A 15135-nucleotide genomic window follows, 5' to 3' on the forward strand; every position below is an offset into this window, starting at 1 on the left:
CAGCTGTCGTCTTGGTCACACCCTCCCTATTGTCCAAGCATGCCTTCCGCTTGGCTTCGGAAACTTTTCGCGGCTTCCTCAGGCGAAAGCTGGCCATAGCTGATTTGTTCGGCTAATGTATCCAGCAATTCGATGACTTCCCCTGCACCTGCTGGATCTGGAGCGCCCATTGGCGAGCTGTTTGTTTCCGCCCATTCCACATATTCAAAGACCTGCTGCTGTGCCTCGGAAACTTCATTTTTCAAAGCATCTTTCACTTCAGAAGATCCAGGTACACCACGGTCACCAAGAATCAATTTATTCGCTTCGACATCATTCATGAAGAAATCCAGGAAATCAGCAGCAGCTTCTTTATGCTTCGAGTTTTGTGATACAGAGAAGAACATACTTGGCTTCAAGTAAAGCCCATCAGATGTTCCCGGCCCAGGCATCGGCGCAATCTCCAGCGGTTTCTCCGCTACCTGCTTCAATCCCACGAACTGATTCGACCATTGGAAAATACCGATACCTTCTCCTTTGACAACCGGATCATCCTCAATACCTGTCACTTGAGCAAGCACATCAGGTGTCGGAGTCGCTCCTTTTTCCACTTGTCCTGCCACCATTCCAAAGAAATCCACGAATAACTGATCATCTTTATAACCCAATCCGCTGCCATCTTCCGCATACAAACGGGAGCCATTGGAACGGAGATAATAGTCAAAAAAGACATCCGGCTTCAAATGGGTATCAAAATAAACGCCTTCTGCAGCGGCTTTGTCAGACATGCTCTGATAATCATCCCATGTCCACCCTTCTGGAATTTCACTACCAAGACCTAACTCCTCCAGCAATTCTGGATTGTAGTGGAATCCGACCGCGTTCACCCCAGTATTCATTCCATAAATACCATCATTTATCTTTCCGCCATTGACATAATCCTCTGTCATATTGCTCGTGTCGATCTGTTCTCCTAGAAACGGCGTCAAATCCGCCAATTTATTCCCTTGGGCATATTGCGCCAAATAGGAAACATCCATCTGCACGATATCCGGCAACTCATTTGCAGCCGCTTGCGGCGAAAGCTTCTGCCAATAATCATCCCAGCTCGCATACTCCGCCTCAATTTGTACATCCGGATTCTGTTCCTCGTACATCTCAATAACCTTCGTCGTATAATCATTTCGCGGCTGATCGCCCCACCAAGCAATCCGCAGTTTCACCTTACCGTCATCCGAACCAGAACTGCTACCCTCACTGCTGCAACCAGCAAGCAATAAAACCAAAATCATTCCAAAAATAAACAGAAGCGATTTTCTTTTCATATCCAATCCCCCCAGGCTTAATGTAAGCGATTACATTTAGATTTTACCAAAAGGATGGGAATGGAGGGTATATAGAAAACAGGGGTAAATGTTTAAAAAGGAGAGGTAAATCAAACAAAATAAAATTACGTTGCAGATACTCCAATACAGAAATTCATCACTTTGGAGTATATAATAATTCATGTTCTAGCCAAAACCCATATATACTTCTAAAACATACATAACAGGCGGAGTAGATACTACAATCGATTCCACGTATATGGCCCCCCCAGAATATATATTACTGAATTAAGAGAGGGAAAGTTTTCAATCCCTTGAATTTCGGCATCTGACCCTCTTTGTCAATGCGCCTGTCTTTAAGGTTATGTCAGGGTATCGGAGTTGTATTGTTTCCTTGTAGAATCATAACAATCCATATTGCTGCCATTAATAGACTCTAAAGCTTTTATTTCATTTCAAGTTATTTAGTGAATTTATAGTTCCAGTAAGTTACAATAAGTCTGAAATACTATTAATTTCCAATCTAGGGGGGTATATTTATGGAAGAGTTTGCGGACAAAATAAAAGCATTATCTAAAAGAGTTTCAAATATTGTTGATACCATAGAAACGGAAGAGGCCACTAAAACTAGTATTATCATGCCTTTTTTTCAATTATTAGGATACGATGTCTTTAATCCGAATGAATTTTTACCCGAATTTACTGCCGATGTTGGAATTAAAAAAGGCGAAAAAGTAGATTACGCAATTATGAAAGATAGTTTACCGTTAATACTTATAGAGGCGAAGCCAGTAACACAGGATTTAGGGAGACATGATTCCCAGCTATTTAGATATTTTGGCACTACGAGCGCTAAATTCGCCATACTAACTAATGGAAAAGAATATAAGTTTTATACTGATTTAGATGAGACTAATAAAATGGATCAGAAACCATTCTTTATTTTTGATTTATTCGATATAAAAGAGAGTAAAATTACGGAATTACATAAGTTTGCTAAAAGTAACTTCGACGTTGATGACATTCTTAATACTGCTTCTGAGTTAAGATATACAAATGAAATTAAAGAGCTACTTTCTAAAGAGATTAAGTCACCATCTGATGAATTTATTCATTTCTTTCTGAAAGATATTTATCCAGGTAAAAAAACTAGAAATGTTCTTGATAGCTTTAAAGGTGTAGTAGCTAAATCCGTTAATCAGTTTATAAATGAAAAAGTTAATGACAAGCTTCAAGCTGCTTTAAATAATACAAGCGTTCAAGCAGATGCTGCTGCTACAAAAGAGGAAATTAATATCTCAGCAGACATTAAAGAGGAAAGCGGAGAACAGCCCATTGTAACGACTGAGGAAGAAATTGAAGGTTATGTACATGTTAAAATGGTACTTAATTCAGTTATTGAACCTGAAAGAGTATTTTATCGCGATAATAAGAGCTACTTTAATATCCTAATTGACGACAACATTCGTAAATGGGTTTGTAGATTAGGGTTGAATGGTTCCAATAAATGGATACAACTTAATGATGATGCTAAGACCATTATTAAAATCAACCACGTCCAAGAAATAAACAAGCATGTTGAAGAAATTAGAGCTGTTGCAGACAAGTTTATTCATTAATTAATTTAAGTAGCTGGGTAATTCTCAGCTACTTGTTTTTTTATTTATTAAGTTTAGAGACATTTAGATTAAGTCACTATTTTAAAGCACAACAAATAGCACGAACACAGCTTAAGAAAGTCAGACTATGATTCAATGTTCGATAAGAAGCAGGAAAATGGGGACATAAAACGCTAAGCCACTGAAAAAATATCTATGTTTAAATAAAGCGGAAGGCAACTTACTACATATAGGCGCCTTCCGCTTTTCGCTTTCTATTAGATTGATATTTACTACCGGATTTCTTGAAAGCCAACAGTTTTTCAGCAACCTCCTAAAATCCCCCCTTTTCTTCCCCATCCCTATAAAAATTCCCTACTGCCCCGTTGGGTTTAGCAAAAGAAAAAACGCCAAAACCTCTATAATAAAAGGTTTTTAGCGCTTTTCTCATTAGCGTCCCAGGAGAGATTCGAACTCCCGACCCACAGCTTAGAAGGCTGTTGCTCTATCCAGCTGAGCTACTGGGACATGGAGCGGGTGAAGGGAATCGAACCCTCGACATCAGCTTGGAAGGCTGAGGTTTTACCACTAAACTACACCCGCGTGTTGCTTTTATGTATGTCGTCCTCTCTTAAGGACAAGATTTATTCTACATGATATTCAAAGTATAGTCAACAGTTTTTTTGAAATTAATAAATTGCTCCGGTTTCCCGGAGCAATCGTATTAATAATACGGGCGAATCATCAAGTAGACGATGACGCCTGTCAGGCTGACATACAGCCACAGCGGCATTGTCCAGCGGGCAATCTTGCGGTGACGGGGCACGTCCATGTTCCAGGCGCGGGTGATCGATGCTAGGGCCAGCGGTACGATGACTGCTGCGAGCACGATGTGCGTGATCAGGATAAAGAAATAGATCGGACGGATGATGCCTTCGCCTCCGAATGATGTATCTCCTGCAAGATAGTGATAAGATACATAGGAGATCAAGAATAACGTTGTTGTGACAAAAGCTGAATAGATAAAGCGCTTATGCCAGATGATATTCTTCTTCATGATGAAAATCAGGGCCAACAGCAAGAATATGAACGTAAAACTGTTGAAGATTGCGTTCAGCATTGGCAGGATGTGTACGTCGAATAGATCGAAACCTTCGACAGGCGGTAAGCCGCTCAGTACGACAACCAATCCATCGATGATGATGGTAAGCCAAATAACAAGCGGTCGATAATTGCGTTTTTTATGATTTGGTTTATAACCGAAATCGGCTTCATTCATACAGAATCACCTCAATTCATTCAAACACTAGTATAACGTAAAATTAAGATGCTCCGGCAAGAAAAACGTTACAATTTTTTGTCCGGGCTTACTTGAATGAAACGGATTTCTCCAATTCCGGCATTTCTTTGCCATCCAGCGTATAATAACGGACCGTCGCAATGCTGTCTTCGTAGGACAGGATAGAATATGTCGGATGCGGCGACTGTTTCGGCAGACGGATGCTGCCTGGGTTGATATACAGCCTGCCATCGATCACATCTGCTCTTGCCACATGCGAATGACCGTAGCAGATGACTTTGGCGTCTCTTTCTTTTGCCAGCTTTTCCAACGGACGCAGACTCGATTTCACCCCATACAGATGACCATGTGTAATGAGGATTGGCAGCTCGGCAATTGTAAGCTCTTCTATGTCCGGATAGTCTCTGTCATAATCGCAGTTTCCGGCAACCCGATAGTAATCGTCCATTTCGTGAGCATCGAATGGCAGTTCGGAATCGCCGCAATGTATCCTCGCTATCACATCATCTTCATGACGCTGTTTCAGCATAGCTACTTCTTCTGTTAACCCATGGCTGTCACTCATTATCAGTATTTTCATCCGTATCCCTCACTTTGCCTGATCATTCAGCCATTTTTCCAGATTGACCATCGCCTGCTTCCGGTGGCTGATTTGGTTCTTCTCTTCCGGTTTTAGTTCTGCCATTGTTTTCTCGTAGCCATTCGGCTGAAAAACAGGATCATAGCCAAAGCCATATTCGCCGCGCGGCGCTTTGGTAATGGCACCTTCCACATGTCCTCTGGCATAGAATGTTTCTTTACCGGGCTGGGAAACAGCCAACACACATACAAAGCGGGCACTACGCTTTCCTTCCGGCACATCCTGCAGCTCTTTTAGCACTTTATCCATATTCGCCTGGTCACTTTTAGCTTCACCGGCATAACGGGCTGAGTAGACGCCTGGGCGACCATCAAGTGCATCGATTTCCAACCCGGAATCATCCGCAAGTACAGGAACCTGCAAGTGGCCTGCCATTGTTTCTGCCTTCAGTGCAGCATTTTCCTCGAATGTCGTTCCTGTTTCTTCGATATCATCGAACTGCTCTGCCAAGTCGTCGAGACCATAAGCTGTTATATCATAGTCTGCGAAAAAGGCTTTGAATTCTTTTAGTTTTCCAGCATTTTTTGTTGCAATGATGATTTTGTCCATAACTAGTCCCTCCAATAGAACTTCTGTGTATCTTGTACCCTTGTTGGCACTTGTTTGATGTATGTAATAGAAAAGGCAAGCCCTTCTTCAGTATAGCTTGCCTTTTCTCGTAATTCAAAAATCAGCTGAAAAAACGGGCTTCAACAAAATGCAAATTCATGTTTGTCGCCACTCTTGCACCTTCAGCCGCTGCCAGCAAAAGCGACGATGGAGCTTGATTGACGTATTCACCCGCTGCATAGACATGAGGAATGCTCGTTTGTCCGGATGCTTCCGTGATTAGTTTTCCTTCTTCATCAAACATGCATCCCAAATCGGCTGCGAAACTGTCTTTGCGAACAAACTGCGGAATGACGAAGCCGCCTGACCGTTTTATTCGCTTCTCATTTTCAAAGACGACTTCCTGCAACATACCATTTTCTCCGATAAGCTCTGTGACCCTTGCTTGTTCGATGCGTACTCCATGCTTTTCGAATAAAGAAATTGTATCGCCAGCAAGTTTATTTCCATTAGAGGCTATGACAAGATCTCCAGTCCAGTTAAGCAGCGTTTTTCCCATATGAAGAATACCAGCCTCGGTTTCAGCGAACAGAATCAGCGGCTCATCTTTGCGTTCATAGCCATCGCAATAAGGGCAGGAGAAAATACTCTTTCCATAGAAAGATCCTATGGAAGGGACTCTGGGAAATGATTCCCGGATACCAGTTGCCAGCAAGACCTTCTCTGCAAGATAAGGGTGATTATTTGTGCCGACTTGGAAGTTTGCTGTTATCATTTGCTTCATGATACTTGTCACTTCTGCAGAAACAAAAGTGACATTCGGATATTTTGCCAGATCATGTCTAGCTTCTTCCCTGAATTGCGCTGGAGTAATGCCATCTCTTGTTAAGAATCCATGTGATTCCTGCGTCACTCGATTTCGGTTTGTATTATTATCGAAAACAACTACACTCTTTCTCGCTCTAGCAAGTTGAAGAGCCGCACTCATCCCTGCTGCACCGCCGCCAACTATGGCACAATCCCATTTTTCCACTGCTAACGCTCCTTTACGGATTTAATAGACTCGCAATATCCATAATTGTACGAAAGAAAAAACAGCTTTTTATTCGCCGTTTTTACCTTCCAGCAAAGAAGCTATGGTTGTCTGACGAAGCTCCTTCTCCATTTGCTCTTCCGCTTTTTCCATTACACGTTTCACCATACAAGCCGGCTCGTCGTGCAAGCTGCATTCAAAGATGGAGGCTTTCCCCTCTATCGCTTGAATGATATCGAAAAAGGAGAGCTGCTGCCATCCGTTTCTGAGCCTATATCCGCCATTTGCTCCCGAAGAAGAGGTGATCAGACCTTCTTTTACCAGCTTCGTGAGAATCTTGGACAAATACGTCGGAGAAACCTGCTGGTGATCAGCAAGCTGCTGCACCCCAATTGGCTGTTGATCTGCTCTTTCAGTGGCTAAATAGAGCATTGTATGCAGAGCGTAGTTCGTCGCTTTGGTGAATTTCATTTGCCGCACTCCAATCATAGACTTTACGTATCTATAATAACTGCGTAAACTTCACCTGTCAACGCAGGTGATCAGCGATGCCCTTGTTTCCTTGCCTGGATATAGCCATAATAAACACAGGTTCGGTTCTTATCGAGATCTCGCATTTCGAAGCCGCATTTTTCATAAAAACCAAAATTACCTGTCGCACTATGTGCAAACCAGTCCCCATGCTGCGGCTTCACACATTTCCACCGACCATTTCATCTTTGTCATAAACAGTGAAAGCCCACGTGCCATTTTCGAAGATCAGCCGGGATTTCTCCCGTTGCCAAGACGGTATTGCCCCAGCCCAGCCAGCTTCTTGAAACAAAAGCTCCGGCGGCACATCTTCTGTCCTTTCCCTGATGATCAGTTCGTTAAAATAAGTATACGTAGATTCACCTCACCTGAGTGAATTCGCTGAAACGCCCCATTTCCCCTGCATGATAAAAGCCCGGTCACATGACCGGGCCTGCTGCTATTAAAGTTTTTCAGCTGGGACATATTGTTCTCTTGTCACAGGTTCTGCATATGCCTCCCCATGCTCGTTGAACACTTCTTCCACACCTTCGACTTTAACGGAGACAGCTTCGACTTCTTCAAGCTCTGTTAAGCTCATGACAAGTGTTTCCATCAGCTGATCTGTGATGGCAGCTTCATCGACATTACTCAATACTTCCTTGTTGAATTCCAGGTTGAGTACGCCATCTTTCAAGGTCGGCTCGGAAGCAAGGGCGGAGCCTGTATTGAAGACATTGGACAAGTTGCTGTCCATCGATGGTCCGTCAATCAGTGCATTGACGATTTCTTCATAGCCGTTCTCGGCATTGCTGTTCATTCGTTCTGTCACTGGTACTTCGTAAGGTGTGCCATCGACTGCTTCAGCCGGGAAGTAAAGTGTGACAGACTCGCTGTCAACGGTTGTGATGCCATTGTCCATCAAGTTGATGCCATCAGCACGGGAATAGCTTTTGCCGATAGGCGTGCCGTCAACCGGCATTTTCGCCAACTCTTGTCCTTCTACGCGTATGGCCACATTTTTCACATTCTCAAACTGTGTCAATGTGTACGTGATCGATTCAAGAATTTTCTTCTCACTGGCTGCATCATATTCATTAAATTCTTTCGAAAAGTCAACAATCAATGTACCATCTTCCTGGGCATCGATTCCATTGATGGTTGTTCCTGCTGGCAATACTGCTTGGAAACCGTTAGGAAGCATGTCCGTCACTGGACCGTCCTTTACGAGGTATTCCAACGTTTCTTTCGCCACTTCATTTGTCTGTGGCAGTTCGAATGTCATCGGTACGACCATTCCATTGGCATCCATCAGAAACAGCTGACGTTTTGCAGTAGCGGATTCGCCTTCTTTAGCACCCTCTTCAGGCTGTTCTTCCTCACCCTCTGCTGGTGCTTCTCCTTCGGCTGGTGCTTCCGCTGCGCCAGGCTCAAGCGCATTTTCCTCCAGCTCGTCCACATATGTTGTATCCTGCGGCACGTCCACTTCGTCGACAGCCTGTTCTCCTTTCAAGGAGCATCCGGCCAGTAAAATGGAAAGGCCTATTACGCTAGTGAAAAGACCTGCAATCTTTTTGTTCATACGCACTTCTTCCCCCTTGATGGTTTGTACTATCATGTATACGAGCCATCAAAGGTTTTAGACCATATTTATTCAAATAGACTGTTTGCTGCCGAGCTGGATCCTTCCGACTTCCTTAACTGGCCGCTGCAGCCACATATTCGCAATCTTCATGAAGAGATGCGTATCTCCTGATGCATAGAATTGATGAGAAACAGGACGATCTCCTTCATAAAGCTTGCGTTTAAATCCGAGAATTGCACTTACCTCACGAGCTGTCTCGTCACCAGAACTGATCACTTCCACCGATTCACCGATTACTTCTTCGATAACTGGTTTGATAATCGGGTAATGTGTGCAACCCAAAATGAGTGTGTCCATCTCTTTCCAGTCTTTTAAAGGTGTCAATGCGTCTTGGACAACCTGGCGGGCCAATGGACCAGAGACAACACCTTTTTCCACCATCGGAACGAATGTTGGACATGCGAGGCCTTCAATTTCGAGCTCACTATTGATATTTTTCAGCGCCTTACGGTACGCATGGCTGCGAATCGTGCCTTCTGTACCGAGTACCCCTATATGATTTGTCTTTGTTGTTTTGATTGCTGCACGAGCACCTGGCTCGATAACACCGACAACCGGTATATCAAGCTTCTGCTTCAGCTCTTCCAATGTGAAAGCCGTCGCTGTATTACAGGCGATGACGAGCATTTTGATGTTCTTTTCCAGGAGGAAATTCACCATGTCCCATGTAAATTCCACCACTTCTTCTTTCGGCCTTGGACCGTAAGGACAGCGTAGTGTATCCCCGACATAGATGAGGTTTTCCTTTGGCAGCTGACGCATCAGCTCCCTTGCAACGGTCAAGCCGCCTACTCCTGAATCAATGACACCAATCGGATAATCCACTTTTATCTCCTCTTTTTCTTCTCTGTTTTAGCCTCTAGCTGTTCGTAATCATTCATTTTACCGTGTAACTTATGTAAGAGCAACTGCAGCTGGTCGGCCTCCTCCGGAGAAAAAGTTTCCAGCAGCTCTTTCAGATAAGCTTGGCGCTTTTCGATCACTTCTGTGATGATATGCTCTCCTTTTTTCAGGATATGCACCCGGACGATGCGCCGGTCCTTCTCGTCACGTACACGTTTCACAAGTTCATTTTTCTCCAGTCTGTCGACAATATCGGTCGTCGTACTGATTGCGAGCCTGATTGTCTGGGAAAGCTCGCCGGTTGTCATATCCCCTTTGTCCGCCAGCCACTGCAACGCGACGAACTGCGGCGCCGTAATCGGGTACTGCAGGAGGATTTCACGTCCTTTTTGCTTGATGATTGCGGCAATATGTCGCAGCTCCTTCTCGATTGCTGCAATTCTTTCAGCTGTCAGTGTGTCTTGCACCATTCATTCCTCCTGCTATTTTTCCGTTAGTTTATTCCTGCGTAAATATTTTGCTAGTTGTTTCTTATATTGCATGGAGACCATGATATACAGCGTATCGCCCGCTTTGATGACCGTCTGCCCATTTGGTGAGATGATTTCACCGCTCCGCAGGATGGCATTGATCAAAGTCGTTTCGGGAAATTCAAGATCCTCCAGACGCTTTCCGGTTATCTCATTCAGTTCTGTTGGTTTATATTCTACCATCTCAAGATTGTTCCGTCCCATGCTGATCAATTCAAGCGTCTCGATTTCATTCGTTGTCGCAGGCTCCACCAATTTCAGCTTCGTTGCAAGCGTCGTGACCGTTGAACCTTGCAGTACAGTTGATAAGAGAACGACGAAGAAGACGGCATTGAAGATAAGCTGACTGTTTTCGATACCGGCAATGAGCGGGAAGAGCGCGAGTACGATTGGTACGGCACCTTTCAGACCTGCCCATGAAATGAACAGCTTTTCTTTTGCGGTATATTTGAAGCGGATCAAGGAAAGGAAGGTTGCCAGCGGCCGTGCCAGGAATATCAGCACTAGCGATAGTAAAAAGCCTTTGATCATAAGACTTGGTGTAAATAACTCCTTAGGGAAAACAAACAAGCCCAGCAAGACGAACATACATATTTGCATAAGCCAGCCGAAACCCTCGTTGAAACGGATGATCGAACGGCGATACGTAATTTCCGCATTTCCGATATACAGGGCGCTCACATAAACAGCCAATAATCCAGAAGCATGGATAACGGATGTCAACCCGTAGCTTATCAATGCGAATGCAAGCGCGAACAGCGGATAAAGGCCACTCGTATCCAGGTTGATTCGATTGATCGCTGTGACAGCAATGAAGCCGATGAGCAGCCCCATTGCCGCACCTGCTCCCATTTCCCAGATAAAGCTGCCGATCATGCTGACAACACTGGAGCCGTGACCGCTGATCAATTCGATACAAGTGATCGTCAAAAACATCGCCATCGGATCGTTCGTGCCGGATTCCGCTTCCAACGTCGCGGCAAGCTTTTCTTTGACATTTTGCCCCTTCAAAACAGAAAAGACCGCAGCGGCATCCGTCGAGCCGACGATCGATCCGATCAGAACAGATTCCAGCCACGTCAAATCGAAAATATAGTGAGCAGCAACAGCAACGATTGCTGCTGTCAGCAGCACCCCAATTGTTGCCATCGTGATCGCCGGAGCAAGCGCCGGCTTCATTGAGTGCCAGTTCGCATGCAGCCCCCCTTCAAACAGGATGACGATCAGCGCGAAAATCCCGACTGCTTCCGCTAAATGAACATTATCGAAATATACAAGACCAAAACCATCGCTGCCGACGATCATCCCGACCGCAATGAACAAGACGAGCGCCGGGACCCCGAGCCTCGTCGAAAACTTCGTCACCACTACACTTACAACGAGCAGCAGCGCGAAGAGAAAAATGAATTGATTGGTTATCATATAATCGTGCATGTAAATCCCCCTACAAGGTGTCGAGCAATATCTGACTTTTCTATCCTATCCTTAATGATACCGTTAAAAACGCATATCTGCATGTAATTCGTCCTCAAAAAATACTGAATACATAAAAAAACCGACACATCGAGGGTCGGCTATTTACAAGTATTCACTTGAACAAAGAACTGAATGTGTATGTACGAAACAATTCAAAGAAAGAGGAAACCGGTAATTCTTGATATGGTATCGCTTTACACCCATTGATGCTGACCATTATGCAATCCTTCACATCATCATACCGACTCACCACGGTATTTCCTTTTTTCATTGCCCACTTTTCAAAATCCGCCGGCGGAGAGCTTCCCAAATGTGACGCCTGAAAATCCGCAATGCTGCATTCTGCTGCACAATAGTGTGTAGCTACTTCTGTGAGCGTTAACTGATGCTTATCCGCGAACGGCGTCATGACAACAGCATCATCTTCATCAGCCATATAATATTCCCCTGCTTCAGTAACTTGAACAAAAGCTTCTCGAACACCCTGGTAAATCTGCTGCTGTAATTCCGGCAGCGAATCGATTACAGGAGCAACAGACGGACTTTTCACAATTTCCATGGAAAACCCTCCTTTTCTGTACAGTTTCGACAGAATCGGAGGGATACCTGCTTTGACAATTAAAAATCGGCTTTTCTAGGTGTATTAAAAATGAGTATGTGATCGATCAACCAATACTTCTTTAATAATATATGCCGTACTAGATTCATTAGCCCATATAGCCCATTCCAATCCAATTGCAAACCCAAGCGGTATAGATACCCACATCATTACAATAGCCATAACACGGAATTGCTCGGAGGGAAATTTAAGTGAGGTTATCAATCCAAATAAGAAACAAATAGCCACTGGAACTACGTACTTTTGATCGGTAGGATTCTCGGCTATCGTACCTGCAGCACAATAATCAGCAATGATATATGCAATAAAACCACTTATAACTGCATTCGTAAGAAATACCATCCGGTTTTTATCCACATTAGCCCTCCTTATAAAGCCTATGCCGAGCCGCTCTATCGTTTCTCCCCATTTGGTCATTACATACTTTTTTACCATATCCATAAAACTCTCCGTACAGTTTCGACAAAAACCAAAAAATACCTGAAAGCATCAAAAAACCGGCTTAAAAGCCGGTTTTCAACAGATGAGAAGACGTATGCAGTTATTCTCCTCCGCCGCCCCCTCCGCCATCCGAACCTCCACCATCATAGGAAGGGCTGCTTGGACCGGAATCATAAGACTGCGAACTCAGGTCGGTATCATGATATCGCTTATTATTGCCATCACTTTCAAAATCTGCGCCCATTAATGGTGTATGTATGGTCGGGTTTCCAGCACTCTCTTTATCCTTGGATTGTGAGTTATATTTTGATTGCGGATGACCTTGCTCTTCATCCCGCTTTTTCTTTCGGATGGCTATTAAGGCAATTACTATGGCTGCGATCAGTACTAGCATTACGCCTATAAAGATATTAGACGCTATACTATTGTCAATCGTTAATTCATTCATTAGAACTTCACCCCCTAAAACGAAAATAAGCGGTAGTTTCCAGCACATAAACTTTTCTTGTTTTTACAGAATAACATAGATTTATTTACTTTATTCCATTCAGATAAAATATGATATGTATCAGCATCAATTAAACCTACACTATTTAGTACAAAGATACTTGCCAAAGTGAACTTAATATAATCCAATACCCCCTATGTTTCCGATCGCCAACTGCCTTTTCTTGCTCATGAGAAAGATAATACATAATGGAGCGAAAAGCAGCAAAATGATGTAAAAAGATTTCATGAAATTAAACCACGTATACCAGACTTCCACAAATTCTAATTCGCGGATACTACTGATATATACCTCATTTTGACAGCCATAGTTATATGGATAATAATCAAATCCAAATAAATGGTAAAATCACGCGAAGACCTAGTGGTTAAAAGGAGCGAAATCATGAAAACAGAATTACGGAAAATGACTGTTTGATCAGTGTACATAGAAGAGTTTATTCCTGACTAAGCAAAGGACTTATCCGAGACCTTTCTTTTACCAACGGATTTAGCCTTGGATAATTCAAAACAATTGATGGTTAGTTTATTGCCTGACAAACAAGGAATCTGACTGTCAATCAGTGTTCAACATCTATTCCATCGAAGAGGAGAAAGATATAGGAGTGATCTGGTATAACATGCAGCCTGACAGTAAAAAAGTTTTTGTTTACCATATCCTAATCCATAAAGATTTCTAAAAAAAGGGGTATGCAATTTCTGTTCTTCAAAAGTTAGGATCGGATATGAAAGAGCAAGGAATCACTTCATTAGCCCTGAGTGTTTTTGGAAGTAATTCCAATACTTATTATCTATATAAAATGCTCTGATATAATACTGCATCTATTTCAATGGAGAAAACAATATAAGATCGAGTTGGGCTAAACAAGGACTTTGTAGTTCAGGTAGAGGATCAGAACGTACGGACAGGATTAATTTCTACGCATTTGTATACAAGGAGTTAAATGTAAAAGAGGATTAGTGTGTTATCAGCTTTTATCCCCGTAGTTGCTTTAGCATCTGTATCAATTTGGAATGAAATGAACAAAGAATTTGTAAAAGAAACAGGTCATAAAGAGAAAAAGGGATTGGGAGTAAAGGTATTAACGTTAATGTCATAGGCACCTTATTAACGCTAATTCTGACTATCTCACTTTTTTCAAAATCTCCAGTTTTAATACCTCATAAAATAGACTAACATTTGCTATGGTCTTTTTCTTTTTGGATTTATCCAATATGGTATGGATATCCATCTAAGAGTGTAAGATTGGTTCGTTTATTAGTCATAATAAGTTTCAGAACAGATGAGTAAAGCTAAAAAGCATTAATCCTTATGATTAATGCCCCTTAAGCTTAATTGTATTTACTTTTTTTACATAGCGGTGATACCGCCATCCACAATGAACTCAGAACCAGTTGAGTAGCTTGATTCGTCAGATGCTAAATAAAGAACTAGATTTGACACTTCCTCTGGTTGAGAAACACGCTTTAAAGGAATGTGTTTTGCAAATTCATCTACAGATGCTTTTGTATCTTCTTGGACGACCATAGGAGTTGCAATAACACCTGGATGTACTGAGTTAACACGAATACCATATTTTGAACATTCCATAGCTGCCGCTTTTGTCATGCCGCGAACTGCAAATTTTGTGTCTGTATAACCGATTGCACCGCCAACAATACCATTTATAGAAGAAATATTAATAATTGAACCAACACCAGCTTTTTGCATAGATGGAATGACTGCTTTCATACCTAAGAATACCGATACTTGGTTAATATCCACGATGCGACGATATTCTTCTTCTGTCGTTCCTAGGATGGACTTTGCCATTGTAATACCAGCATTGTTTACTAAAATATTGACTGGTCCAAACTTTTCTTCAGTCATTGCTACAACTGTTGCCCATTCTTCGGCAATAGTAACATTTTGCTTTATAAATAGGGAATTTTCACCTAGTTCATTCGCTAACGCGTAACCCTTTTCTTCATTTAAATCCGTTAATACAACATTTGCCCCTTCTGCTACAAAGCGTCTCGCATGCGCTGCACCCATTCCTTGAGCAGCTCCTGTGATGATAGCAACTTTACCTTTTAATCGAGCCATAAACGAAATCCTCCTTTTAATTTTATGTTCCATATTTTAGCTTGATCTAGAAAT

The 15135-nt window shown here is 42.7% G+C and carries 16 protein-coding genes, 2 tRNA genes and 1 pseudogene; 2 read left to right on the plus strand and 17 right to left on the minus strand.

Features of this window, described 5'->3' with window-relative positions; translation table 11 throughout:
- Positions 1-26 precede the first annotated feature (26 nt).
- Positions 27-1304 (minus strand): ABC transporter substrate-binding protein, encoded by a 1278-nt coding sequence (locus AB1K91_RS09490; protein ID WP_413089571.1) that lies wholly within the window; start codon positions 1302-1304, stop codon positions 27-29.
- 539 nt (positions 1305-1843) lie between these two features.
- Here AB1K91_RS09490 and AB1K91_RS09495 point away from each other — a divergent pair.
- Positions 1844-2923 (plus strand): type I restriction endonuclease, encoded by a 1080-nt coding sequence (locus tag AB1K91_RS09495; protein WP_413089573.1) that lies wholly within the window; start codon positions 1844-1846, stop codon positions 2921-2923.
- A 433-nt stretch (positions 2924-3356) separates the two neighbouring features.
- On the opposite strand, the gene AB1K91_RS09500 is transcribed toward AB1K91_RS09495, so the two are convergent.
- The 15 genes and pseudogenes from AB1K91_RS09500 to AB1K91_RS09570 all read right to left on the minus strand — a co-directional run bounded on the left by AB1K91_RS09500 (position 3357) and on the right by AB1K91_RS09570 (position 12936).
- A tRNA-Arg gene (locus AB1K91_RS09500) sits at positions 3357-3430 on the minus strand.
- Between the two features lies 1 nt (position 3431).
- A tRNA-Gly gene (locus AB1K91_RS09505) sits at positions 3432-3505 on the minus strand.
- A gap of 121 nt (positions 3506-3626) precedes the next feature.
- A complete protein-coding gene (locus AB1K91_RS09510) occupies positions 3627-4181 on the minus strand; it encodes a DUF420 domain-containing protein (RefSeq protein ID WP_413089574.1) in 555 nt (184 codons plus the stop codon).
- Between the two features lie 88 nt (positions 4182-4269).
- Positions 4270-4782, minus strand: coding sequence for a metallophosphoesterase (locus AB1K91_RS09515; RefSeq protein WP_413089575.1), 513 nt, complete (start codon positions 4780-4782; stop codon positions 4270-4272).
- Positions 4783-4791: 9 nt separating this feature from the next.
- Complete coding sequence (locus tag AB1K91_RS09520; protein ID WP_413089577.1) at positions 4792-5391, minus strand: XTP/dITP diphosphatase; 600 nt, start codon at positions 5389-5391, stop codon at positions 4792-4794.
- Between the two features lie 121 nt (positions 5392-5512).
- A complete protein-coding gene (locus AB1K91_RS09525; RefSeq protein ID WP_413089578.1) occupies positions 5513-6424 on the minus strand; it encodes an NAD(P)/FAD-dependent oxidoreductase in 912 nt (303 codons plus the stop codon).
- Between the two features lie 69 nt (positions 6425-6493).
- Positions 6494-6895 (minus strand): RrF2 family transcriptional regulator, encoded by a 402-nt coding sequence (locus tag AB1K91_RS09530; protein WP_413089579.1) that lies wholly within the window; start codon positions 6893-6895, stop codon positions 6494-6496.
- A gap of 71 nt (positions 6896-6966) precedes the next feature.
- Positions 6967-7289: pseudogene (locus AB1K91_RS09535) on the minus strand (GNAT family N-acetyltransferase).
- A gap of 108 nt (positions 7290-7397) precedes the next feature.
- Positions 7398-8516 carry a GerMN domain-containing protein gene (locus AB1K91_RS09540; RefSeq protein ID WP_413089580.1) on the minus strand — a complete coding sequence of 373 codons (1119 nt, stop codon included), beginning with the start codon at positions 8514-8516 and terminating at the stop codon, positions 7398-7400.
- Between the two features lie 72 nt (positions 8517-8588).
- Complete coding sequence (gene racE, locus AB1K91_RS09545) at positions 8589-9404, minus strand: glutamate racemase (protein ID WP_413089581.1); 816 nt, start codon at positions 9402-9404, stop codon at positions 8589-8591.
- Positions 9405-9406: 2 nt separating this feature from the next.
- Complete coding sequence (locus AB1K91_RS09550) at positions 9407-9892, minus strand: MarR family winged helix-turn-helix transcriptional regulator (protein ID WP_413089582.1); 486 nt, start codon at positions 9890-9892, stop codon at positions 9407-9409.
- A 12-nt stretch (positions 9893-9904) separates the two neighbouring features.
- On the minus strand, positions 9905-11386 hold the full coding sequence (locus AB1K91_RS09555; RefSeq protein WP_413089583.1) for a potassium/proton antiporter: 1482 nt from the start codon (positions 11384-11386) through the stop codon (positions 9905-9907).
- 154 nt (positions 11387-11540) lie between these two features.
- The gene (locus AB1K91_RS09560) at positions 11541-11987 is read right to left on the minus strand and encodes a hypothetical protein (RefSeq protein ID WP_413089584.1); all 447 of its coding nucleotides are present in this window, start codon (positions 11985-11987) and stop codon (positions 11541-11543) included.
- Positions 11988-12071: 84 nt separating this feature from the next.
- On the minus strand, positions 12072-12488 hold the full coding sequence (locus tag AB1K91_RS09565; RefSeq protein WP_413089585.1) for a hypothetical protein: 417 nt from the start codon (positions 12486-12488) through the stop codon (positions 12072-12074).
- A 100-nt stretch (positions 12489-12588) separates the two neighbouring features.
- The gene (locus AB1K91_RS09570) at positions 12589-12936 is read right to left on the minus strand and encodes a hypothetical protein (protein WP_413089586.1); all 348 of its coding nucleotides are present in this window, start codon (positions 12934-12936) and stop codon (positions 12589-12591) included.
- A 1021-nt stretch (positions 12937-13957) separates the two neighbouring features.
- Between AB1K91_RS09570 and AB1K91_RS09575 the strand changes: the two genes are divergently transcribed.
- Positions 13958-14095, plus strand: coding sequence for a hypothetical protein (locus AB1K91_RS09575; protein WP_413089587.1), 138 nt, complete (start codon positions 13958-13960; stop codon positions 14093-14095).
- A gap of 251 nt (positions 14096-14346) precedes the next feature.
- On the opposite strand, the gene AB1K91_RS09580 is transcribed toward AB1K91_RS09575, so the two are convergent.
- Complete coding sequence (locus AB1K91_RS09580) at positions 14347-15081, minus strand: glucose 1-dehydrogenase (protein WP_413089588.1); 735 nt, start codon at positions 15079-15081, stop codon at positions 14347-14349.
- Positions 15082-15135 lie beyond the last annotated feature (54 nt).

This window comes from Terribacillus jepli, assembly GCF_047228925.1.
Lineage (GTDB): Bacteria > Bacillota > Bacilli > Bacillales > Amphibacillaceae > Terribacillus.

Bases quoted from the DNA above. Each gene is read 5' to 3' on its own strand.
- AB1K91_RS09490 (WP_413089571.1), bottom strand. From the start codon at position 1,304: ATGAAAAGAAAATCGCTTCTGTTTATTTTTGGAATGATTTTGGTTTTA.
- AB1K91_RS09495 (WP_413089573.1), top strand. From the start codon at position 1,844: ATGGAAGAGTTTGCGGACAAAATAAAAGCATTATCTAAAAGAGTTTCA.
- AB1K91_RS09510 (WP_413089574.1), bottom strand. From the start codon at position 4,181: ATGAATGAAGCCGATTTCGGTTATAAACCAAATCATAAAAAACGCAAT.
- AB1K91_RS09515 (WP_413089575.1), bottom strand. From the start codon at position 4,782: ATGAAAATACTGATAATGAGTGACAGCCATGGGTTAACAGAAGAAGTA.
- AB1K91_RS09520 (WP_413089577.1), bottom strand. From the start codon at position 5,391: ATGGACAAAATCATCATTGCAACAAAAAATGCTGGAAAACTAAAAGAA.
- AB1K91_RS09530 (WP_413089579.1), bottom strand. From the start codon at position 6,895: ATGAAATTCACCAAAGCGACGAACTACGCTCTGCATACAATGCTCTAT.
- AB1K91_RS09540 (WP_413089580.1), bottom strand. From the start codon at position 8,516: ATGAACAAAAAGATTGCAGGTCTTTTCACTAGCGTAATAGGCCTTTCC.
- AB1K91_RS09550 (WP_413089582.1), bottom strand. From the start codon at position 9,892: ATGGTGCAAGACACACTGACAGCTGAAAGAATTGCAGCAATCGAGAAG.
- AB1K91_RS09555 (WP_413089583.1), bottom strand. From the start codon at position 11,386: ATGCACGATTATATGATAACCAATCAATTCATTTTTCTCTTCGCGCTG.
- AB1K91_RS09560 (WP_413089584.1), bottom strand. From the start codon at position 11,987: ATGGAAATTGTGAAAAGTCCGTCTGTTGCTCCTGTAATCGATTCGCTG.
- AB1K91_RS09565 (WP_413089585.1), bottom strand. From the start codon at position 12,488: ATGGATATGGTAAAAAAGTATGTAATGACCAAATGGGGAGAAACGATA.
- AB1K91_RS09570 (WP_413089586.1), bottom strand. From the start codon at position 12,936: ATGAATGAATTAACGATTGACAATAGTATAGCGTCTAATATCTTTATA.
- AB1K91_RS09580 (WP_413089588.1), bottom strand. From the start codon at position 15,081: ATGGCTCGATTAAAAGGTAAAGTTGCTATCATCACAGGAGCTGCTCAA.